Here is a 21,433-nt window from a genome sequence, read left to right on the forward strand (position 1 = left end):
TTGACCTGCTGTGGAGGAAGTGGACCGGCACATCGTCGATCTGCTCGTCAAGGACGGGCGGATGAGCTACACCGATCTGGGCAAGGCCACGGGCCTGTCCACCTCGGCCGTGCACCAGCGCGTACGGAGGCTGGAACAGCGCGGGGTCATCCGCGGATACACCGCGCTCGTGGACCCCGAGGCGGTCGGGCTGCCGCTCACGGCGTTCATCTCGGTGAAGCCCTTCGACCCCAGCGCGCCCGACGACATCTCCGAACGCCTCGCCGAGGTACCGGAGATCGAGGCGTGCCACAGCGTCGCCGGCGACGAGAACTACATCCTCAAGGTCCGCGTGGGCACCCCCATCGCGCTCGAGAACCTCCTCGCCCGCATCCGCTCGCTCTCCGGCGTCTCGACCCGTACGACGGTCGTCCTCTCCACTCCGTACGAGGCGCGTCCTCCCTCGCTCTGACCCGGCCTGCGCCCGCCTGCGGCAGGGCGGGAGACTTGTCGCCATGAGTGAGCGCACCGCCCACGGGCACGAGACCCGCACCGTCCTGCTGCGCGGCGGGGAGGTGCACAGCCCGGCCGATCCCTTCGCCACCGCGATGGTCACGCAGGGCGGCAGCATCGCCTGGATCGGCTCCGAGGGCGCCGCCGACTCCTTCGCCGACGGCGTCGACGAGGTCGTCCACCTCGACGGCGCGCTCGTCACCCCCGCATTTACGGACGCACATGTGCACACCACCGCCACCGGCCTGGCGCTGACGGGTCTCGACCTGACCGGTGCCGCCACCCTCCGCGACGCGTTGGACCGCATCCGCGACTACGCCGCATCGCGCCCCGGCGACCCGGTGCTGCTCGGTCACGGATGGGACGCCACCCACTGGCCGGAGGGCCGCCACCCCGGCCGCGCGGAGCTCGACGAGGCGGCGGGCGGCCGCCCCCTCTACCTCTCCCGTACGGACGTGCACTCGGCCCTCGTCACCACGGCTCTGCTCGAACTCGTCGCCGACGTCGCGCAGTTGGACGGCTTCGCCGACGGCGAGCCCCTCACCCGCGACGCCCACCACGCCGTGCGCGGCCGGGCGTACTCCACCCTCACGCCCGCCCGCCGTGAAGAGGCCCAGCGCGCCGCCCTGGACCACGCCGCCTCCCTCGGCATCGGCGACCTCCACGAGTGCGCCGGTCCCGGAATCTCCGGCGAGGACGACTTCACCGGGCTCCTCGCCCTCTCCGCCCGGCACAACGGCCCCCGCGTGCACGGCTACTGGGCCGAACCCGTCGCCTCGCCCGCGGACGCCGACCGCATCCGCGCGCTGGGCGCGGTCGGTGCCGCGGGCGACCTCTTCGTGGACGGCTCGCTCGGCTCCCGTACCGCACATCTGACGGCGCCGTACGCCGACGCACCCCACACCGGGAGCGCCTACCTCGACGCCGACGGCGTCGCCGCACACGTCGCCGCCTGCACCGAGGCCGGACTTCAGGCCGGGTTCCACGCGATCGGCGACGCCGCCCTCGCCGCCGTGACCGACGGCGTGCGCGCCGCCGCCGCCCGCGTGGGCACGGACCGGGTCCGCGCCGCCCGCCACCGCATCGAGCACGCCGAGATGCTCGACGAGCAAACCATCGCCGCCTTCGCCGAGTTCGCGCTCACCGCGTCCGTGCAGCCGGCGTTCGACGCGGCGTGGGGAGGCCCCGACGGGATGTACGCGGCACGCCTCGGCGAGGAGCGCGCCGCCCGCCTCAACCCGTACGCCGCCCTGCAACGCGCAGGCGTCCCGCTGGCGTTCGGCTCCGACAGCCCGGTGACGCCCATGGGCCCGTGGGAGGCCGTCCGCGCCGCCGCCTTCCATCGCACGGAAGGCCACCGCATCTCCGTACGCGGCGGGTTCACCGCGCACACCCGCGGCGGTCGGCGCGCGGTGGGCGCGGACGAGGGGGGCGTGCTCGTCCCGGGCGCGCCCGCCGACTACGTGCTCTGGCGCACCGGTGAACTGGTCGTACAGGCGCCCGACTTGCGCGTCGCCAACTGGTCGACGGATCCCCGCTCCGGCACTCCCGGGCTGCCGGATCTCACGCCCGGCGGCCAACTGCCGGTCTGTCTGCGGACGGTGGTGGGGGGCCGGACCGTCCACGAGCGGCCGAACGAGTGATGTATGAGTGTCCGTTGCGCCCCGCCGACGACCCCTCAGACTGTCGCCCCCGCGCCCCTTCCGCCTAACTGACCTGCTGATTCTGCGAAACGCCGCAGGTAGCGTCGCTGTTGACAGGCGATGGCAGCCGCCGGGTAGGTTCGGCCAGGTCCACCACAGGACGTCCGGCTGGCCATTCCCCGCGCAGTCGTCGAACGCCGCTGGGCCAGGGGGTGGTGTACCGCACCGGGACATCACCACTGGGAGCCAGGTCCAGCGCCCGCGGCACGGGGGCGGAAGGTTGAGGCTGGCCGGCGGGTGTGACCCGGGTGGGGCCCGGATGCTCAGTAGACAACGGCTCTCGGTCGACTCGCAGCCAGCGGGTCCCAGGTCGGCCCGAAGGGCACCGGGCCCCGACCCGCAGACTCGCGCCCGGCCCAGGGCAGCGACCGGGCCGACGCCCCCCGGTTCTCCCCGCTTCTCCTTCCTCTCATGCGCTTTTCTTCGGTGCGCTCGCCGTGCCTGCGGACGGTTCCGCCGCCCTTCGCGCCGTCCTCCGGCGCCGGTGGCATTCCCGGCCCCGGGCCCGCGGGGGTGCGCCGCCGTTATACGGTCGCTTCACCACCGCACGACCTGCCAGGAAGGGCGCGACCTTGCCATCGGGTTCCGACACGACCGCCGAATCCGCCGCCGGCGGCCAGTCCGCCGACGGCCCGGACGGCCGCGACGAGACGCAGCCCCCGCGCGACCTGCCGCACACCGGCGACGGAACCGGAGAGTCCACCGGGGCGGAGACCACCGTCACCGCCCCGCCTTCTCCGGCGAGCGATGGCTCTCCCGCACGCGGTGGCCGGCTGCGGCGGCTGCGCGCGCTCGTCCGTCGCGAGGCCGCCCGCAGCGCCTGCGCCGCCGTCGCCGGAATCGCGCTCGCGCTCGCCTTCCCGCCGTACGGTCTGTGGCCGCTGTCGCTGCTGACGGTCGCCGCCCTCAGCCTGCTCACGCGCGGCCGCACGGCGCGCCAGGGCGCCTGGACGGGGTTCGCCTTCGGCTGGCCGTTCTTCATCGTCCTGCTCAAGTGGCTGCACGTCGTGGGCTGGGACGCGGTCGTGGGGCTCGCCTTCATCGAGTCGCTGTTCGTCGCCGCGCTCGGCGCCGCCCTCGCCGTGACCTCGCGGCTGCCGCTCTGGCCGCTGTGGGGTGCGTGCCTGTGGGTCGCCGAAGAGTGGGCCCGCGACCGCGTGCCCTTCGGGGGCTTTCCCTGGGGGCGGCTCGCCTTCGCCAACACCGGGTCGCCCTACACGCCGCTGGCCGCGCTCGGCGGCGCCCCGCTGGTCACCTTCGCCGCGGCTCTGACCGGCACGGCGCTCGCCGCCGCCGCTGTCGTGCTCCTGCGCCTGCGCGCCGCACGGCGCACCGGGCAAGCGGACGGCGAGGCCGGCAGGGACGGCGAAGCCGCTCGTACGGGACTCCGCCGGCGCGCGTTGACGCCGCTGGTCGCCTCCCTCGTGGCCGCGGCGGCCGTCACCGGCGCCGGATACGCCGTGCCCGTCCCCACCGCCGCGGACGACACGGCCGACATCGCCGTAGTGCAGGGCAACGTGCAGCAGCCCGGCATGAACTTCCTCGGCCGGCCGATGAAGATCCTCGACAACCACGTCGACGCCACTCTCGACCTCGCACAAAAGATCAAGTCCGGCGAGGCCCAGCGGCCCGACCTGGTCATCTGGCCCGAGAACTCCTCCGACCTCGACCCCTACCGCTGGCCCGAGGCACGCGAACGCATCGACCAGGCGGCCAAGGCCGTCGGCGTGCCGATCCTCGTGGGGGCGCTCGTCGACCACCCGGGCACCAAGGGGTACGTCGAGAACCAGGGCATCGTGTGGGACCCGCGGAAGGGCCCCGGCAAGTCGTACACCAAGCAGCACCCCGTGCCCTTCGGCGAGTACGTGCCCTTCCGGGACGAGCTGAGCACCGTCATCACCCGCCTCCAGCAGATCCCCCGCGACTTCTGGCCCGGCGATCACTCGGGCGTCCTCCAGACCGGGCCGGCGCGCCTCGGGGACGTGATCTGCTTCGAGGTCGCCTACGACGAGATCCCCCGCGACACCGTCAACGCCGGGGCCCGCGCGCTCGTCGTCCAGACGAACAACGCCACGTACGGCAGGACCGGGCAGCCCGAGCAGCAGCTGGTGATGTCCAAGCTGCGCGCCGTCGAACACGGGCGGGCCGTCGTCACCGCCGCGACCAGCGGCATCAGCGCCGTCGTCGGGCCCGACGGCACCGTCCGGCAGCGCACGCAGGAATTCGAGCGCGACGTGCTCAGCGCGACGCTGCCGCTGCGCGACGAAGTCACCACCGCCGACCGCGTCGGCGCCGTACCCGAGTGGACGCTCGCTATGGTGGGCGTTCTCGCGTGCGCCGCGGCCTGGTACGCAGGCCGGCGCGGCCGGACCGACCACCGGCCCGCGCAGCCGGCGGGACAGGCGCGGCAGACCGATGCACGGCGGAAGCAAGAGGGGCAGCAGCGGTGACGGACGGCGGACAGGCGCGGCGGTACGGCCCGCTGGGCACGGTTCTGGTGATCATCCCGACGTACAACGAGGCCGACAACATCGAATCGATCACCGCCCGGCTGCGCGAGGCCGTGCCCGAAGTGCACATCCTGATCGCCGACGACAACAGCCCCGACGGCACCGGCAAGATCGCCGACGAACTCGCCGCCCAGGACGAGCAGATCCACGTCCTGCACCGCGCCGGCAAGCAGGGCCTGGGCGCCGCCTACCTCGCCGGATTCCGCTGGGGCATCGACCAGGGTTACGGCGTGCTGGTGGAGATGGACGCCGACGGCTCCCACCAGCCCGAGGAGCTGCCCCGCCTGCTCACGGCCCTCAAGGGCGCCGATCTGGTGCTCGGATCGCGCTGGGTGCCGGGCGGACGGGTCGTCAACTGGCCGCGCTCGCGCCGGTTGATCTCCCGCGGCGGCAGCGTCTACTCGCGGGTGATGCTGGGGCTTCCGCTGCGCGACATCACCGGCGGCTTCCGCGCCTTCCGCAGCGAGACCCTCAAGGGACTGGGCATGGACGCGGTCGCCTCGCAGGGCTACTGCTTCCAGGTCGACCTCGCCAACCGGGCCGTGCGCGCCGGATACCACGTGGTCGAGGTCCCGATCACCTTCATCGAGCGCGTGCGGGGCAACTCGAAGATGAGCCGCGACATCATGGTCGAGGCCCTGTGGCGAGTGACCGCGTGGGGCGTCGAGGGCCGGGTGAAGCGTGCCCTGGACCGCAGGCACACTTGAAGCATGACGAGTCGCGCACCGTACCCCTACGAGCCGCCCCACGACGAGCAGGGCTCCGGCCGCTCCTCCGGGGCGGAACAGCGCCCCGGAGGCCCGCGCCGTTCGCGGGCCTCCCGGTTCATCCCGCTGGGAGTGGCGGTGTGGGCGCTGCTGGAGATCTGGCTGCTGATCCTCATCGGCGAGACGGTGGGCGGTCTGGCGGTGCTGGGGCTGCTGGTCGCCGGTTTCCTGCTCGGCGTCTTCGTCATCAAACGCGCGGGCCGGCGAGCCTGGCGTCGGCTCACCGAGAGCGTCCAGCAGGCGCAACAGGCCGCGCAGCAGGGGCAGGCGCCGCCTGAGAGCACCGAGAAGTCCGGCGGCGGCAACGCACTGATGATGCTCGGCGGGCTGCTGATCATGGTGCCCGGCGTCGTCTCGGACGCGGCGGGGCTGCTGTGCCTCTTCCCGCCGGCCGCCTCGCTGATGAGGCGCACGACGCAGCGCTATCTGGAGCGGCGCTCCGGCTTCGCGCCCGGCACCATCGGCGACGCCTACCAGCAGGCTCGCAATGCCGAGGAGCAGATGCGCATGCGCAGGCCCGACGGCAAGGTCGTCGAGGGAGAGGTCGTCCGCGACGACGGGCCTCCCAAGGGGGAGGAGCCTCCCAACCGCTGAGCCCGGCTCTCCGCCCGGCTCGGCGCACAGCACAGCGCGGGCCGGTGGCCTGAGAAACAGACCACCGGCCCGCGCTGTGTTTCGGGACGCGCGACCGGGCCCATCGGGCCCGGATCCGGCGAACGCCCGGCGCGCGCCTGCCGGTTGCTCTCGTCTACGCGGACTTGCGCTTGTTGTTGCCGTCCCGCGGGTGCACAGCGAGGTTCATCGTGCCGGACCTGAGTACGGCCAGCCGTTCCGCGAGAACCTCTTCCAGCTCCTCGCGGGTGCGCCGCTCCATGAGCATGTCCCAGTGCGTACGCGCGGGCTTGCCCTTCTTCTCCTCCGGCCCCTCGCCGTCCACCAGGAGTGCCTGTGCGCCGCACACCTTGCACTCCCACTCGGGCGGAATCTCGGCCTCTACTGAGAACGGCATCTCGAAACGATGCCCGCTCTCACATGCGTACTCCACGGCCTGGCGCGGTGCCAGGTCGATACCGCGGTCGGTCTCGTAGCTGGTCACCACGAGTCGCGTGCCGCGAAGAGCTCGCTCACTCATGAATTCGTGCCTCCCGGGCTTGTCGCCCACAGGACAGGTGTCGCTGTCGTCGTCATCTGGTCAACGTCCGGTCGGCGGTGAAGATTCCCGAATCGGGGATGCGTCGCCCGTCGTGCCGCCCTTCGTGTACCCACCAATGACCGGTTTGTCACAACTGACAGGAGATGTCACCCAGCGTTCTCATCTCTTTGGCGTGCAGTAACGGTCCATCCGGCGAGCCGAGGGCGTACACTACCGCGCCGCCGCCGCAAGTCCTAAATCCGGTCCGGCTGGGGGTTGCCGGCGGCCGCGGCCGCCCGTTCCACCGGTACCCGGAGCAGCAGCACGAAACCCAGCACGAAGAAGACGACCAGCGAGATGATCGCCGCACGATAGCTCTCCGTCAGCTGGTACGCGAGCCCGAAGACCAGCGGGCCCAGCCAGCTCGTGCCGCGGTCGCTCACCTCGTACAGGGAGAAGAACTCGGCCTCCTTGCCCGCGGGCACCAACTGCGAGTACAGCGACCGGGAGAGGGCCTGGCTGCCGCCCATGACCAGCCCGATCCCCGCGGCCAGTGCGAAGAAGAAGACCGGGGCGCCGGCGGGCAGGAAGTATCCCGCAGCGACGATCACCGTCCAGGCCACGAGCGAGCCGAGAACCGTGCGCTTCGCGCCGTGGCGGGCCGCGAGCCGGCCGAGCAGCAGGGCGCCCGCCACCGCCAGCACCTGCACCAGCAGCACCGCGCCGATGAGGGTCGTCTGGTCCACGCCCAGCTCCTCCGAGCCGAAGACCGACGCCTGCGTGATCACGGTCTGCACCCCGTCGTTGTAGACGAGATACGCCAGCAGGAAGAGCATCGTCAGCCGGTAGCGCCGCAGTTCGCGGAAGGTGACGGCGAGTTGGCGCCAGCCGCTGAGGAGCGAGACGCGCGATCCCGCCGCCGCGCCGGGCCGCTCCCGCAGCCGCAGCAGCGGCACCACCGTGAAGACCGCCCACCACACCCCGGCCGAGGCGAGGCAGATGCGCACCGCGGAACCCTCGGAGACGCCCAGCGCCTCGTGCTGGAGGAAGAGCGCCAGATTCGCCACCAGCACCACCGAGCCGGCCGCGTAGCCGAAGGCCCAGCCGCGTGAGGAGACCGCGTCCCGCTCCTCCGGGCCCGCGATCTGCGGGAGGAAGGCGTTGTAGATGACGGCGGAGGTCGCGAACGACACGTTCGCCACCACGAGCAGGACGCCGCCCAGCACATAGCGCTCGCCGTCCAGGAAGAACATCCCGGCCGTGGCGGCCGCTCCCAGATACGCGAAGACCCCGAGGATGGGCTTCTTGCGGCCCGTGTGGTCCGCTATCGCGCCCGCCAGCGGCATCACGAAGACCGACAGCAGCACCGAGAGCGAGACGGTGTAGGCGAAGTACGAGCCCGCGCGCACCGGGAGGCCCAGCGGATGCACGTAACCGTCCGCGTCCGCCGCCGCCTTGGCGACCTCCGTCAGATACGGACCGAGGAAGACGGTCAGGACGCTGGTGGAGAAGACGGAGTTGGCCCAGTCGTAGAAGTACCAGCCGCGCTGCTCCCGGCGGCGCTCGGCCGCCGTGCCGTCCCCGGCGCCCGTCACGACAGCGCTCACAGTCACGCCCCCCTCGTCTCCGGCACCGTGTCCGGCTCCGGGAGCGCGCCGCCCCGCGCGGTGCGTGCGGTGGACGGCAGGGCTCGGGAGCCTTTCCCCGGGCCTCGCCCCGGGGAGATCCGACGCCCTACCGGGGGCCGGGCCCGTGCATCCACGCACCCCGCTCGGTCAGGACGTCGCGCAGTGTCTCGATGTGATCGGTCACAATGCCGTCAACTCCCAGGTCGAGCAACTCCCGCATCCGGTTTCTTTCGTTCACGGTCCATACGTGCACCTGCATCCAGCGGGCGTGAGCGGCGCGTACGAAGGCACGGTCCACCACGCGGATGCCCGAGCGGTGTTCGGGAACCTGGACGCACACCGCGGTCGGACGTACGGCCCGCGCCGGCACCAGTCCGTACGAGCGCAGCCGCAGCCGGACCACGCCCCGCGTGCCGAGCGAGGTCGCGAGCCGCGCGCCTGCCATGGCCTGGGCACGCGCCACCCGCTCCTCCTCGAAGGAGCCGACGCACACGCGCGCCCACGCGTCCAGTTCCGAGATCAGCTCCAGCAGCGGCAGCAGCGCGGACTCCGCCTTGACGTCGATGTTCCACCGCACTCCGGGGAAGGCGCGCAGCAACTCCCGCATCAGCGGCGGCGGTTCGCTTCCGCCGACCCTGGCGCGGCGCACCTCGGACCATGACAGCTCGCTGATCGCGCCGCTGGCGTCCGTCGTCCGGTCGAGGGTCTCGTCGTGGAAGGCGACGAGACGTCCGTCGGCGGTGGCGTGCACGTCCGTCTCCAGATAGCGGTATCCGAGGCCGACGGCGCGGGCGAAGGCGGTGTGCGTGTTCTCCAGGCCGTCCGCGGAGCCGCCGCGGTGGGCGAAGGCGAGCGGCCCGGGGTGGTCGAGGAACGGATGGCGCGGCGTGCGGCGCAGCGCTGCCGGGTGCACGGCGAACGCGGGGACCGGCCGTGGCGGTTGGACGGAGTGCGGGTCGGTGCTCATCACCGCCGCAGTATCGCGCCCCCGCGCCACCACGCGCGCCGTTGCCCTCCGGCCGCGTGCTCCTCGTGCCGGCGACTGCCGCGCGCCACCACACGAGAGGGACCCGCGGCCGCGGTCGCCTCCGCTTCGGCCCGCTGCTCCGGCAGCGCGAACACCCGCAGGAAGAGCTGCGAGAGAGGGCCGATCCCGAGCGCGTAGACCACCGTCCCGGCGCCGGCCGTGCCGCCGAGCAGCAGCCCGGAGACCAGCACGGCCGCCTCGATCGCCGTACGTACGAGCCTGACCGAGCGGCCCGTGACGCGGTGCAGCCCCGTCATCAGCCCGTCACGCGGGCCCGGCCCGAAGCGGGCGGAGATGTACAGGCCGGTGGCCACGCCGTTGAGCACCACGGCGGCGGCCACCATCGGTATCCGCAGCGCGAGTGCCTGCGGTGCGGGGGCGAGCCAGACCGTGCCGTCCATCGCGAGCCCGACCAGGACCACGTTGGAGACGGTGCCCAGCCCCGGGCGCTGACGCATCGGCGCCCACAGCAGCAGCACCGCCGCCCCGGCGACGATCGAGACCGTGCCGATCGACAGGCCCGTGTGCCGGGCGATCCCCTGATGCAGCACGTCCCACGGGGGGAGCCCGAGGCCGGAGCGCACCATCAGGCCGATGCTGGCCCCGTACAGCAGCAGGCCTGCGTACAACTGCGTCAGCCGGCGTCCGAGACGCCGTGGCGGACCCGTCGAAGGTGACAACGAGGGCTCCTCTCTCGCCGGTGCGGCTCTCTCCCGTGCGCTGCCCGGCCCGCTGCTGGCGCCGGTCGACGGTCGCGTGGCAGTCTGGAACACGAACCAGGCCACATCCATGGCCAATCTGGGGAAGGTGGACCGCAAGCATGGTGCAGTGGACCTCTGCCGTCGGTGCTCCTCAACTCGCCCGGCTGCTGGCCTCGCAGCGCGCGGCGACCGCGGCCGACGCCGGACACCGCGTACCGGCGTACCGCTCGCTCGCCGACGGAGTCCGCCTCCTCGTGCTCGAAGGCCGCATCCCGGTGGCCGCGAGGCTGCCCGCGGAGCGGGAGCTCGCCGCCGCGCTGAAGGTCAGCCGTACGACCGTGGCCGCCGCCTTCGAGGCGCTGCGCGGCGACGGCTTCCTCGCCTCGCGGCGCGGATCGGGCAGCTGGACCGCGGTGCCCGCCGGCAAGCCGCTGCCCACGCGCGGACTGGAGCCGCTGCCGCCCGAGTCGGCCGGATCGGTGATCGACCTGGCCTGCGCCACCTTCCTGGCGCCCGAGCCCCACCTGACCGACGCCTTCCAGGGCGCGGTCGCCGACCTCGCGCCCTACACCGACACCCACGGCAACTATCCCGGCGGACTGCCTGCCCTGCGGGAGGCTCTCGCGGCGCGCTACACCGCGCGCGGCGTCCCCACCATGCCCGAGCAGATCATGGTCACCACCGGCGCGATGGGCGCGGTGGCCGCGCTCGCACGGCAGTTGGTCCCGCGCAGCGAACGCGTCGCCGTCGAGCACCCCTCGTACGCGAACGTGCTGCACCTGCTGCGTGACGCCGGCGCCCGCCTCGTGCCCGTCCCCATGGCCGACGGCCTGGCCGGCTGGGATCTGCCCGCCTGGCGGCAGGCGTTCCGCGAGAGCGCACCGCGCATGGCGTACGTCATCGCCGACTACCACAACCCCACCGGCGCGCTCGCCCCCGACGACCAGCGGCGCGAGATGGTCGCCGCCGCGCGCGCCGCCGGTACGGTCCTCGTCGCCGACGAGTCCATGACCGACCTGACCCTGGACGAGGACGTCGAACTGCCGCGCCCCATGGCCGCGTTCGATCCGGGCGGCTCGGCCGTCATCACCGTCGGCTCGGTCAGCAAGGCCGTCTGGGCAGGGCTGCGCATCGGCTGGGTCAGGGCGGCACCCGAGGTGATCCGCAGCCTCGTCGCGGCCCGCGTCTACGCCGACTTGGGCAGCCCCGTGCTCGAACAGCTCGCCGTGGCGCGGCTGATGAGGGGGGACGGATGGGAGTCGGCGGTCGCCGCGCGCCGCGCGGGAGCACGCGAGAACCGTGACGCGCTCGTCGCCGAGCTCCACGAGAGGCTGCCCGACTGGGAGTTCAACGTTCCCCGCGGCGGGCTGACCCTGTGGACCCGCACCGGCGGCCTGTCCGGCTCGCGCATCGCGGACGCGGGCGAGCGGATCGGCGTGCGCGTGCCGGCCGGTACGCGCTTCGGCGTCGACGGGGCCTTCGAGGGCTACGTGCGGCTGCTGTTCACCGTCGCGGGACCGGTCGTCGGTGAGGCCGTCGCGCGACTGGCCAAGGCGGCCGACCTCGTCCGTACGGGCGCGGTCGCCGAGGGCGATGTGCCGCGTACCTATGTGGCCTGACGCCGTGTCTCCGGGTCCGGCCCCGGTCCCGGCTCGGTGCCTGGTGGGGCGGGGCGTTGCGAAGTCCCGGACATGTGGGGTGACTTGGCGGGCCGGACCGCCGCCGGGCTGGGTGGGTCTGTGTGGCCGGGCCGGTGCCTGCGATGTTCGTACGGGTGCGGTGTCGGGGGCGGCGGGCCGCGTACCTACGTGGCCTGACTCCGTGTCTCCGGGTCCGGCCCCGGTCCCGGATCGGTGCCTGGTGGGACCGGGCGTTGCGAAGTCCCGGACATGTGGGGTGACTTGGCGGGCAGCTCCGTCGGGTGGGCGGCCTGTCCCGCCAGGGCCCGCGCCTGCGATCCCGCCAGCGGCGGCAGCAGGGCCAGCACCGCCTGCCGCTCGGCCTCGCCCGCCGCGTCGTCCAGCGGGTCGGGCGCCGCGGGGACCTGCAACCTCAGCACCGGCCCGGCGCCCAGCCGCGCGAAGCCCCGGCCCGGCGCGGCGTCCGGGTCCGGCGGGGAGAGCGTGGCCTCGCCGAGCACCGCCCACGCCTCCTCCGGCGAGGCCGCGCCGAGCAGCACTCGCGCTCTGGAGTACGAGCGCACCGCGGGGCCCAGCCCGTCCGCGCACTCGAAGTGCTCCGCCACCGCGACCGTCACATGCGCCGCCCGGCCGTGCCGCAGCGGAACCTGGAGCAGTTCCTGGGGGTCACGCCGCCCCTCCGCGCGCGCGAGATGGCTCAGCGCCGCCGGACGGTCGAGGACCACCCACAGCGGACGCCGCACATCCTCCGGAAGCGGGAGCCCCGCGTGCCGCGCGCGGCTCGCAGCCGAGAGCCGGCGCTCCGTCTCGTGCACCGCCCACTCCAGCGACGCCACCGCACCGGCCGGCGACGTCTCGACGGCCAGCACGCCCTCACGCCCCGTCAGGCACGCGAACTCGCCGGAGCCGCCGCCTTCCACGACGAGCACGTCGCCGTCCTGGAGCGCCTGGAGCACGACCGACCGCAGCAGCGTGCTCGAACCCGCGCCGGGCGCCCCGACGACGAGCAGATGCGACTGCGCCGAGCGGGCACCGGTGCGCCACACCACCGGCGGGACGTCGCGCGCCCGGTCGCCGTCGGTGACCGGGATCCGGCGCGGCACCGCCTCGGGGTCGGTGAAGCCGAGCACGATCTCGCCGGGGCCCGTCACGAAGCGCTGGGCGCGGATGCCCTGCGGCAGCGGCTCGGGGACCGTCATCTCCAGCTGGTTGCGCTCCTCGTCCCACACGAAGCGGTACTCGCGATCGCGTCCGGCCTTGGCGCTCAGGCGGCTCTCCACCGCGAGCCGGTGCGCGGCGTCGCTGTCGGGAAAGTGGGCCGGGTAGCGGACGAGGAGACGCCCGATGCGGCCCTCGTCGGTGAACTCGACCTCCTCGAAGGCCCGTTCCCACGCGCCGTCGTGTGCGTAGACGGGCTCTGGATCCGGATCGTCCCCCAGGGCGAAGTACGGCACGAGCGCCTCGTACACCGTCTGGAGGCGCGCGTTCTCGGCCTCCTCGCCGCCGGGTCCGCCGAGCGGACGCGCGCCGTCGCGCCCGTGCCAGGCCGCGGCGCCCACGACGAGGGCCACGGCGAACACCGGCCCCCACGGCAGCAGGCCCACCACCATCACCGCCACCGCCGCGGCGAAGAGCACCGGGCCCCGGCGCTCCTTCGGGGCCCCGGCCCACCAGCGCACCGCCAGGACCGTCAGCCGGGCCAGGCCCCGTACGAGCATGATGAGCGGATGCAGCACGTCCAGCGCACCGTCGGCGCCGGCCCGTACGACGCGGAGGGCCGGATGTGCGGCACCCGTGCCCGCGGGCTGCCGGGTGAGCGGCCAACGCACCACTGAACCTCCTGTGACGAATGCGGGCCCGGCGCGCGGCGCGTGCGGCGGGCCCGGTGAGGTGCGCGCCTCGCGCAGCACGCTCCGCGCTAGAACTTCAGGCCGCTCAGCAGCCCGGCGAGGCTCGCGCCGCCCGCCTTGATGCTGGGGGCGATCGCCGTGCCCGCCAGATAGAAGCCGAAGAGCGCGCACACCAGCGCGTGGGAGATCTTGAGCCCGTCCTTGCGCGTGAAGAGAAAGATGATGAAGCCGAGCAGGAGGACGCCGGAGACGCTGAGAATCATGGGGACTCCTGATGTAGGGGATTTTCACCCTGAGTTCTCCAAGAGTCACAGAAAGTGGCTGAGCAGGGAAACTGGCAGACGGGTGATTTGCCGGTCATGTGCTCGCACGCGGACCCGTTCGTACGGTGAACTCCCGCTGGAGCAGGGGGTGTTGGCCTCGGCCCGAAGCGGCCGTGGCGGTCGGTTCCGGACGTCGCGTGCGGCGGCCGGAAGGCATGTCGGGGTGCCGAGGCCGAGTGCGCCGTCGGCGCATGTACGGAGTCGGCCCCGCCGCGTCCCGGCCGCGCTGCACCGCAGCCGTGGGCTTTGTCCGAGGAATGACTGATTCGTCATGGAATCATCTGCGCTGTGCTGTCGCTGATCCTCCTTCACTTCGCCGGGGCGTGCTGTGCTCCGCTGCTGGTGCGGTGGCTGGGCACGCGCGCGTTCCTCGTACTGGCCCTGATCCCCGCGGCGGCACTGGGGTGGGCGGTGCGGCAGTACGGCGGCGTGGCGGCAGGGGAGACGCCCGTCGAGCGGTGGCCGTGGATGCCCCCCCTGGGCGTGGGGCTGGACTTGCGGTGCGACGCGCTCGCCCTGCTGATGGTGGCCCTCGTCGGCGGCATCGGCGCGCTGGCGCTGGTCTACTGCGCGGGCTACTTCAGCCGGCCGGCGTTCTCGCTCGGGCAGTTCGCGGGGACGCTCACCGCGTTCGCCGGGGCGATGCTCGGCCTCGTCCTCGCGGACGACCTGATCGTGCTGTACGTCATGTGGGAGCTGACGACGGTCTTCTCCTTTCTCCTCATCGGCCACGTGCCGGAGCGCCGTCCCAACCGGCTGGCCGCGCTCCAGGCGCTGATCGTGACCGTCTCCGGCGGACTGGCGATGCTCGTCGGCCTCCTGATGCTCGGGCAGGCCGCCGGTACATACCGCATCTCGGGCATCCTCGCCGACCCGCCGCCCGCGGCCGGAACCGTCTCCGTCGCCCTCGTGCTGATCCTCGCCGGCGCTTTGTCCAAGTCCGCCCTGTGGCCCTTCAGTTTCTGGCTGCCCGGCGCCATGGCGGCGCCGACGCCCGTCTCCGCGTATCTGCACGCCGCGGCCATGGTCAAGGCGGGCGTCTACCTCGTGGCGCGGCTGGCGCCCGCGTACGCGCACGCGCCGCAATGGCAGGTGACGGTGCTGGGGTTCGGGACGGCGACGATGCTCCTCGGCGGCTGGCGTGCGCTGCGCGAGAGGGACCTCAAGCGGCTCCTGGCCTACGGCACCGTCAGCCAGCTCGGCTTCCTCACCGTCCTGACGGGGACGGGCACGCGGGACACGGCACTCGCGGGCACGGCGATGCTGCTGGCGCACGCGCTGTTCAAGGCCCCGCTCTTCCTCGTCGTCGGCATCATCGACCACGCGACCGGAACGCGGCAGGCCGACCGGCTGTCGGGGCTGGCCCGTTCGATGCCCGCGGTGTGCGCCGTCGCCGTCACGGCCGGGCTGTCGATGACCGCGCTGCCTCCGGCGCTCGGATTCGTCGCGAAGGAGGCCGCGTTCACCTCGCTGACGGGCGCCGGCACGGCGCCGCTGCCCGGCCCTGTGCCGGGCGTGGTGACGGCCGCCGTCACGGTGGGCTCGGTGCTGACGACGGCGTACACGCTGCGCTTCCTGTGGGGGGCGTTCGCGACGAAGCACGACCGGGACGGGGTCCACGCGCCCCCCACGCCGATGCGAGCGCGCACCGGCCTGCTCCTGACCGCTCCGGCCGCCGCGTGCGCGCTGGCCGGAGTGGCGCTGGGCCCGGGCGTCTTCAGCGTGGGACCGCTGCTGGACCGCTATGCCCGCACGCTTCGCGGGTCCGGCCCGCCGTACGAACTCGCCCTGTGGCACGGCCTGAGCCCCTCGCTCGGACTGTCGGCCCTCGGCTGGCTCGGGGGAGGCGCGCTCTTCCTGGCGGCCCGCCCGGTGGAACGCCTCGGGAAGCGGTTCGCGGTGCCGGAGGGCCGGCACGTCTTCGCCCGCTCGCTGTGGGCCCTGGAGCGCACCGCGCTGGAAGTCACCGGCGGTGTGCAGCGCGGATCGCTGCCGGTCTACCTCGGGACCGTCCTCGCCGTGCTGATCGTGGCGCAGAGCGTGGCCATGATCGTCGACCCGCCGTGGCGGCACGTCGGCACGGTGCGCTGGTTCGACTCCGTGCCGCAGCTCGGCGTGGCCGTCGCCGTCTGCATGGTGGCCGCGCTGTGCGTGACGTCGCGTCAGCGCATGACCGCCGTCGTCCTGGCCGGTGTCACCGGTTACGGCACGGCGGTGCTGTACGTGCTGCACGGGGCGCCGGATCTCGCTCTGACCCAGTTCTCCGTGGAGACCGTCTCCCTCGTTGTGTTCGTGCTCGTGCTGCGCAGGCTGCCCGCCCGCTTCCCCGACGAGCGGCGCACCAGCCTGCTGCGGCGCATCTCACGGGTCGTCACCGGGGTGGCCGCGGGCGCCTTCGCGGCCGTGCTGACGTACGTGGCGGGCGCGGCCCGCGAGTCGCAGCCGTCGGGCCCCGGGCTGATCACCGCCACCTCGCACCACGGGCTGAAGAACGTCGTCTCCACGACCCTGGTCGATCTGCGCTCGTGGGACACACTCGGCGAGTCCGCCGTCCTCGGCGTCGCCGCCGTCGGCGTGACCAGCCTCGTCTTCCTGCGGCGCCGTACGGGAAGCCCCGTCACGGCGTGGCCCGCCGGTCCCGAGACGGTGCCCCCGGCCCCGGCCGCCGGGCGTCCCGCGGGCCACGAACGGCGCGGCCACGGCGCCGAGGGCCGGGGCGCGCACCGCGCCGGGCATGTGTGGCCGGTGCGCGCGGAGCGGCGCGGCACCGGGGAGGGGCACCGGGGAACGAGGACCGGAGCGGGTGCCGTTCCCCGCAGGGTGTGGCTCTCCGCCAGCGGCACCCTGGCCCCGGAGCGGCGTTCGGTGATCTTCGAGGTGCTGGCACGGCTCGTGTTCCACCCCATCGTCGTGCTCTCCCTCTACCTGCTCTTCTGCGCGGAGAACCTGCCCGGCGGCGGCTTCAGCGCGGGCCTCGTCGCCGGGCTGGCGCTGGCCGTGCGCTATCTCGCGGGCGGACGGTACGAACTGGACGCGGCCGCCCCCGTCGACGCCGGTTTCCTCCTCGGGCTCGGGCTGATGACGATGACCGGGACCGGGCTCACCGGGCTGGTGCTGAGCGGCTCGGTGCTCAAAGCGGGCACGTACCACGCGGATTCGCCGGTCATCGGTGCGTTCCACGTTTCCAGCCCCGTGCTCTTCGACACCGGTATCTACCTGCTCGTCCTCGGCGTCGTACTGGACGTGCTGCGCAGCCTCGGCTCCGAGATCGACCGGCGCGTGGAGAGGACCCTGCACGACGAGAACCGCGCGAAGCGCGCCGGCGCGGAGGCCAGGGGACCGGCAGGCGGACCATCCGGTGGCCCGGCCGGCGGAGAGGCCGGCGGATGAACGAGACGCTCGCGCTCGTGACCGCCGGCGGCGCCCTCATCGCCGCGGGCACGGTCATGCTGCTCAGCCGCCCGCTCACGCGCATCGTCCTGGGCACGGTCGTGCTCGGCAACGGCGTCAACCTTCTGCTCCTGTCCACCTCCGGCGCCGCCTCGCGCGCACCGCTGCTCTACCGGGTCTTCGGACCGCAGCGCATCTCGGACCCGCTGCCGCAGGCGTTCGTGCTGACCGCCATCGTCATCACGCTGGCGCTGACCGCGTTCCTCTCGGCGATGGCCTACCGCGCGTGGCAGCTGTCCGGGACGGACGACGTACAGGACGACGTGGAGGACCTCCGCGTCGCGCACCGCGCCGAGTACGGCGAGGAGCACGCCGGGGAGGGCGGCCGGCGGATGCCCAGGGAGCGCGAACGGCGCGCCCGCCGCAGGGAGTTGCTCGGCGCGGGAGAGGAAGAGGAACGCGCGGGCCGGGAGGCGGCGTTGCGGCGTCTGCGGCGCTCCGGCTCCCACTTCCACGAGGCCCGGCGGCGCGCCCGCGCGGAGACGAGGTCGCACCACGCGCGCGAGGCCCGTACGGAAGAGGACGCGGCCGAGGAGGATCTGTGGGAGACGATCCTCGGGGCGGACCGATGACCGCCGCGTTCCGTGCCGCCGCCGCTGTTCACGTGACGGCCGTGGGTCGTGCGGCCGTCGCAGGCCGCGCCACGGTCGCCGTCCCCGCGAGCGCGGCCCGTACCGCTGCCGCCGCAACGACCCTCCCCGCTCGGGCAGTTGGCGGCACCCGGACCGTGGCCGCTGCCGCCGCTGCCGCTGCTGTCGTGTCCGCCTCCGCGCACTGCGCTCCCGCCCGCCCCGCGACGGGACTGCTCCCGTGATCGCCGCCTCGCCCGCGGGCGCCGACGGCCCGGCCTCCGCCCTGGTGGCCCTGCCGGTGATCCTCCCGCTCTTCGCCGCGGGCCTGAAGCTCGGCATCGGCGTACGGCTTCAGCGCACCCAGCGGGTCATCAGCACGGTCGTCCTGGCCACCGTTCTGGCCGTCGCGCTCGTGCTGCTCGTCGACGCCGACCGGTACGGCCCGCAGGTCATGTTCGCCGGAGGGTGGCGGCCGCCCGTCGGCATCGTCCTCGTCGCCGACCGGCTCTCCGCGCTCATGCTCGTGGTCTCCTCGTCGGTCACGCTGTGCGTGCTGCTCTACTCCGTCGGCCAGGGCATGGCCGACCAGGAGGAGGGCACGCCCATGTCGGTCTTCCACCCCGCGTACCTGGTCCTGGTGGCCGGGGTCTCGGACACCTTCCTGGCGGGCGACCTGTTCAACCTGTACGTCGGGTTCGAGATCATGCTCACGGCCAGCTACGTGCTGCTGACGCTGGGCGGCACCGTCACACGCATCCGGGCGGGAGCCACGTACGCGATCGTCTCGCTGCTCTCGTCGGTCCTCTTCCTCGCCGCGGTCGCGGTCGTCTACGCGGCGACCGGCACCGTGACGATGGCCGAACTCGCCCGCCGCTTCGACGCGTTGCCCGCCGGTGTGGCCGTACTCGCGCAGATCTCGCTGCTGACGGTCTTCTGCACCAAGGCGGCCGTCTTCCCCCTGGCCGCCTGGCTGCCCGACTCCTATCCGACCGCGCCCGCTCCCGTCACCGCCGTCTTCGCCGGGCTGCTGACCAAGGTCGGCATCTACGCGATGCTGCGCACCCAGACCCTGCTCTTCCCCGGCGACCGGCTCAGCGGTGCGCTGATGGTGCTCGCGCTGCTCTCCCTGCTGGTGGGCATCCTCGGGGCCGTGGCGCAGACCGACCTCAAGCGGCTGCTCTCCTTCACGCTCGTCAGCCACATCGGCTTCATGGTCTTCGGCATCGCCCTGGCCACCCGCGCGGGATTCGCCGGCTCCGTCTTCTACGTCGTGCACCACATCACGGTGCAGACCACGCTGTTCCTCGTCGTCGGCCTCGTCGAACGCCGCGGCGTCACCACGGATCTGCGGCGTCTCGGCGGCATCGCGAAGCTCTCGCCGGTGCTCGGCCTCGTCTTCTTCGTACCGGCCATGAACCTCGCGGGGGTGCCGCCGCTGCCGGGATTCCTGGGCAAGTTCGGGCTGCTGCGCGCGGGCGTCGCGCACGGCGGGGCCATGGTCTACGTGCTGATCGCCGCCGGCAGCGCGACGAGCCTGCTCACGCTGTACGCCCTCGCCAAGGCGTGGAACCTGGGCTTCTGGCGGGCGGCACCGCCGCAGTTGTACGTGGTGGGCGTCGTGCTCGACACCGTCGAGACGGACGAGGAGTCGCCGGAGGAGCCTCCGGCCCGCCCGGAGCAGGAGGGCCGGGAACGCGGGGGCCGGGAACAGGGAGGCCGGGAGCAGGGAGCGTCCTCCGGGGGGAGCGGAGCCGTGGATGTGGACGTGCTCGCCGGGCGGGCCGGGACCACCAGCTTCGCGGGCCGCGCCATCACCACCGGGCAGCCGCCCGCCGCGATGCTCGTACCGACCGCCGCGCTGGTGGCCGCCGGGCTGGCCTTCACCGTGCTCGCGGGGCCGCTGTCCTCGCTGACCGCCCGGGTGGCGGGCGAGTTGACGGCCCGTACGCCCTACGTGACGGCTGTGACGGGACGATGAGCGAACCACCCGGCACGGGAGCCGCAGCGGGGAGCGGACCGGCGAGTGCGGACGGAGGAGCGGGCAGCGGACCTTCGGGCGGCGCGCACGGCCGCCGCCGCTTCAGCAGCCGGATCAGGGCGGCGCAGTGGCCGACGGTGCTGTGGCTGACCGTGCTGTGGGTGCTGCTGTGGGGGACGTTGAGCGTCGCCAACGTCGTGACGGGGGTCATCGTCGGCGTCGTCGTCTGCGTGATCTTTCCGCTTCCCCCGATCCAGACCCAGGTGCGGCTGCGGCCGTTCGCCGTGCTCCGCTTCACGGTCCGCTTCGTCATCGACATGGGGGTCTCCAGCTGGCGCCTCAACAGGTACATCCTCGGGCCGGGGACGCCCCTGTGCGCCGTGCTGGCGGTGAGGATGCGCAGCCCCAGCGACCTGATGCTGACGGTGACGTCCGTCGCGGTCGCGGCCGTACCGGGAAGCAACGTGCTCGATGTGCACCGCGCGTCCGGCACGCTGTACGTGCATGTGGTGGGCGCCGGTCACGAGTCCGAACGGGAGCGCGCCCGCTACGAGGTGCTGCGCCTGGAGGACCGCGTCGTCCGCGCCTTCGGCACCCGCGCGGACGTGGCCGTCCTCGACGCGCGGGCCGGGCGGGGCGGGGCGGGCGGTTCCGGAAACGGGTCCGGTTCCGGAACCGGCGGGCCCGGCGGCGGCAGCGGCGGTGGGGAGTCCGGTGGGGACTCCGGTGGGAGGAGCGGTCCGTGGACGCCGCTCTGAGCACGGTCGTTGGCCTGCTGCTCGCCTCCGGTGTGCTCGTCGTCGTACGGCTGGTGCGCGGGCCCTCGACGCTCGACCGGGCCGTCGCCCTCGACGCGCTGGTCGCGGTCGTCATGGCCGGTATCGGGGTGCTCACCGCCGCGCAGGAGATCCCCTACTACCTTCCGGCGCTGCTCGTCCTCGCGTTCCTCGGCTTCACCGGCTCGGTGAGCATCGCGCGCTTCCTCGCGCTGCGGGACGAGGCCGGAAGCGAGGACCCCGACGAGGACTCCGGAGACGGCTCCGGCGAGCCCGGCGCAGGCGGCGCGGGGAGCGCAGAGAACGGGGGCCAGGGGGACAGGAGAGGCAGGCGGGGAAACCGGGAGAAGCGAAACCGGGAAAAGCGGGGAAAGCAGGCAGGGTACGGGCGGCGGGACGCGGAGCCAGGCGGCGGAACGGAACAGGGGAGCGGCTCATGAGGTATTCGGACGCGGCCGACGGGGCCGCACTGGTCTGCATGACGGCGGGCGCGGTGCTGTGCCTGCTCGCCGGGATCGGGCTGGTGCGGCTGCCCGATGTGCTGACGCGCATGCACGCGGCCACCAAGCCGCAGGCGCTCGGCCTGCTGCTCGTACTCATCGGGGCGGGACTGCGGCTGCGCAGCGCGGCGGACCTGGGCACGCTGATCCTGGTCGGGCTCTTCCAGCTGCTGACCGTGCCCGTGGCGGCGCACATGGTGGGCCGCGCCGCCTACCGGACGGGCAGGACGGACCGAGAACATCTCGTCGTCGACGAGTTCGGCGAAGAGTTCAGCGTGGCGCCCCACGAAAGCAACCCCGGCGAGAGCCCCGGCAGGTGAAGCGCCGACTCACGAACCGTCGACCCGGGGCCCGGTTCCCCGGAGTCGTGAGGCGGCTTTCGTG

At 73.4% G+C, this 21,433-nt stretch carries 18 protein-coding genes; 12 read left to right on the top strand and 6 right to left on the bottom strand.

All coding sequences use genetic code 11. From position 1 onward, the window contains the following. Positions 1–10 precede the first annotated feature (10 nt). The 5 genes from QQM67_RS10870 to fxsA all read left to right on the top strand — a co-directional run bounded on the left by QQM67_RS10870 (position 11) and on the right by fxsA (position 6,066). Entirely contained in the window at positions 11–451 is a 441-nt protein-coding gene (locus QQM67_RS10870; RefSeq protein WP_314173487.1) for an Lrp/AsnC family transcriptional regulator, read from the top strand. 43 nt (positions 452–494) lie between these two features. Beyond that, complete coding sequence (locus QQM67_RS10875; RefSeq protein ID WP_314173488.1) at positions 495–2,135, top strand: amidohydrolase; 1,641 nt, start codon at positions 495–497, stop codon at positions 2,133–2,135. A gap of 632 nt (positions 2,136–2,767) precedes the next feature. Further along, complete coding sequence (gene lnt, locus QQM67_RS10880) at positions 2,768–4,645, top strand: apolipoprotein N-acyltransferase (protein ID WP_314173489.1); 1,878 nt, start codon at positions 2,768–2,770, stop codon at positions 4,643–4,645. Further along, complete coding sequence (locus QQM67_RS10885; RefSeq protein ID WP_314173490.1) at positions 4,642–5,412, top strand: polyprenol monophosphomannose synthase; 771 nt, start codon at positions 4,642–4,644, stop codon at positions 5,410–5,412. Before lnt ends, QQM67_RS10885 begins: the two co-directional genes overlap by 4 nt. A 3-nt stretch (positions 5,413–5,415) precedes the next feature. Continuing rightward, positions 5,416–6,066 carry an FxsA family membrane protein gene (gene fxsA / locus QQM67_RS10890; protein ID WP_314173491.1) on the top strand — a complete coding sequence of 217 codons (651 nt, stop codon included), beginning with the start codon at positions 5,416–5,418 and terminating at the stop codon, positions 6,064–6,066. Between the two features lie 154 nt (positions 6,067–6,220). Here the strand turns inward: fxsA and QQM67_RS10895 are convergent, their stop codons facing one another. From QQM67_RS10895 to yczE, 4 genes are all read right to left on the bottom strand, one after another. Then, positions 6,221–6,604 carry an RNA polymerase-binding protein RbpA gene (locus tag QQM67_RS10895; protein ID WP_028434437.1) on the bottom strand — a complete coding sequence of 128 codons (384 nt, stop codon included), beginning with the start codon at positions 6,602–6,604 and terminating at the stop codon, positions 6,221–6,223. A gap of 254 nt (positions 6,605–6,858) precedes the next feature. Continuing rightward, positions 6,859–8,217 (bottom strand): MFS transporter, encoded by a 1,359-nt coding sequence (locus tag QQM67_RS10900; protein ID WP_314173492.1) that lies wholly within the window; start codon positions 8,215–8,217, stop codon positions 6,859–6,861. A 121-nt stretch (positions 8,218–8,338) separates the two neighbouring features. Continuing rightward, entirely contained in the window at positions 8,339–9,199 is an 861-nt protein-coding gene (locus QQM67_RS10905) for a glycerophosphodiester phosphodiesterase (RefSeq protein ID WP_314173493.1), read from the bottom strand. Then, positions 9,199–9,939, bottom strand: coding sequence for a membrane protein YczE (gene yczE / locus QQM67_RS10910; RefSeq protein WP_314173494.1), 741 nt, complete (start codon positions 9,937–9,939; stop codon positions 9,199–9,201). The genes QQM67_RS10905 and yczE overlap by 1 nt, the downstream gene beginning before the upstream one ends. A gap of 140 nt (positions 9,940–10,079) precedes the next feature. Between yczE and yczR the strand changes: the two genes are divergently transcribed. Beyond that, a complete protein-coding gene (yczR, locus tag QQM67_RS10915) occupies positions 10,080–11,579 on the top strand; it encodes a MocR-like transcription factor YczR (RefSeq protein ID WP_314173495.1) in 1,500 nt (499 codons plus the stop codon). A 185-nt stretch (positions 11,580–11,764) separates the two neighbouring features. Here yczR and QQM67_RS10920 read toward each other — a convergent pair whose 3' ends face one another. Both QQM67_RS10920 and QQM67_RS10925 read right to left on the bottom strand, forming a co-directional pair. After that, entirely contained in the window at positions 11,765–13,432 is a 1,668-nt protein-coding gene (locus tag QQM67_RS10920) for a hypothetical protein (protein WP_399066151.1), read from the bottom strand. A gap of 86 nt (positions 13,433–13,518) precedes the next feature. Then, positions 13,519–13,713, bottom strand: a complete 195-nt coding sequence (locus QQM67_RS10925) for a hypothetical protein (protein WP_314173496.1) — start codon at positions 13,711–13,713, stop codon at positions 13,519–13,521. Between the two features lie 348 nt (positions 13,714–14,061). Between QQM67_RS10925 and QQM67_RS10930 the strand changes: the two genes are divergently transcribed. The 6 genes from QQM67_RS10930 to mnhG all read left to right on the top strand — a co-directional run bounded on the left by QQM67_RS10930 (position 14,062) and on the right by mnhG (position 21,369). Next, positions 14,062–17,163 (top strand): Na+/H+ antiporter subunit A, encoded by a 3,102-nt coding sequence (locus QQM67_RS10930; protein WP_314173497.1) that lies wholly within the window; start codon positions 14,062–14,064, stop codon positions 17,161–17,163. After that, positions 17,160–17,795: a Na(+)/H(+) antiporter subunit C gene (locus tag QQM67_RS10935; RefSeq protein ID WP_314173498.1), complete on the top strand. Its 636-nt coding sequence runs from the start codon at positions 17,160–17,162 to the stop codon at positions 17,793–17,795. The genes QQM67_RS10930 and QQM67_RS10935 overlap by 4 nt, the downstream gene beginning before the upstream one ends. A gap of 238 nt (positions 17,796–18,033) precedes the next feature. Then, positions 18,034–19,773 (top strand): Na+/H+ antiporter subunit D, encoded by a 1,740-nt coding sequence (locus tag QQM67_RS10940; RefSeq protein ID WP_399066155.1) that lies wholly within the window; start codon positions 18,034–18,036, stop codon positions 19,771–19,773. Then, positions 19,770–20,531 carry a Na+/H+ antiporter subunit E gene (locus QQM67_RS10945; protein ID WP_314173499.1) on the top strand — a complete coding sequence of 254 codons (762 nt, stop codon included), beginning with the start codon at positions 19,770–19,772 and terminating at the stop codon, positions 20,529–20,531. The genes QQM67_RS10940 and QQM67_RS10945 overlap by 4 nt, the downstream gene beginning before the upstream one ends. Beyond that, entirely contained in the window at positions 20,516–20,989 is a 474-nt protein-coding gene (locus QQM67_RS10950; RefSeq protein WP_314173500.1) for an MrpF/PhaF family protein, read from the top strand. Before QQM67_RS10945 ends, QQM67_RS10950 begins: the two co-directional genes overlap by 16 nt. Then, positions 20,986–21,369, top strand: a complete 384-nt coding sequence (gene mnhG / locus QQM67_RS10955) for a monovalent cation/H(+) antiporter subunit G (protein WP_314173501.1) — start codon at positions 20,986–20,988, stop codon at positions 21,367–21,369. Before QQM67_RS10950 ends, mnhG begins: the two co-directional genes overlap by 4 nt. Positions 21,370–21,433 lie beyond the last annotated feature (64 nt).

The sequence above is a fragment of the Streptomyces winkii genome (assembly GCF_032248595.1).
GTDB classification, from domain to species: domain Bacteria; phylum Actinomycetota; class Actinomycetes; order Streptomycetales; family Streptomycetaceae; genus Streptomyces; species Streptomyces winkii.

What these genes read in the sequence shown, in the direction of transcription:
- QQM67_RS10875 (WP_314173488.1), top strand. Translation starts at nt 495, where the DNA reads ATGAGTGAGCGCACCGCCCACGGGCACGAGACCCGCACCGTCCTGCTG.
- fxsA (WP_314173491.1), top strand. Translation starts at nt 5,416, where the DNA reads ATGACGAGTCGCGCACCGTACCCCTACGAGCCGCCCCACGACGAGCAG.
- QQM67_RS10895 (WP_028434437.1), bottom strand. Translation starts at nt 6,604, where the DNA reads ATGAGTGAGCGAGCTCTTCGCGGCACGCGACTCGTGGTGACCAGCTAC.
- QQM67_RS10905 (WP_314173493.1), bottom strand. Translation starts at nt 9,199, where the DNA reads ATGAGCACCGACCCGCACTCCGTCCAACCGCCACGGCCGGTCCCCGCG.
- yczR (WP_314173495.1), top strand. Translation starts at nt 10,080, where the DNA reads ATGGTGCAGTGGACCTCTGCCGTCGGTGCTCCTCAACTCGCCCGGCTG.
- QQM67_RS10925 (WP_314173496.1), bottom strand. Translation starts at nt 13,713, where the DNA reads ATGATTCTCAGCGTCTCCGGCGTCCTCCTGCTCGGCTTCATCATCTTT.
- QQM67_RS10935 (WP_314173498.1), top strand. Translation starts at nt 17,160, where the DNA reads ATGAACGAGACGCTCGCGCTCGTGACCGCCGGCGGCGCCCTCATCGCC.
- QQM67_RS10945 (WP_314173499.1), top strand. Translation starts at nt 19,770, where the DNA reads ATGAGCGAACCACCCGGCACGGGAGCCGCAGCGGGGAGCGGACCGGCG.
- mnhG (WP_314173501.1), top strand. Translation starts at nt 20,986, where the DNA reads ATGAGGTATTCGGACGCGGCCGACGGGGCCGCACTGGTCTGCATGACG.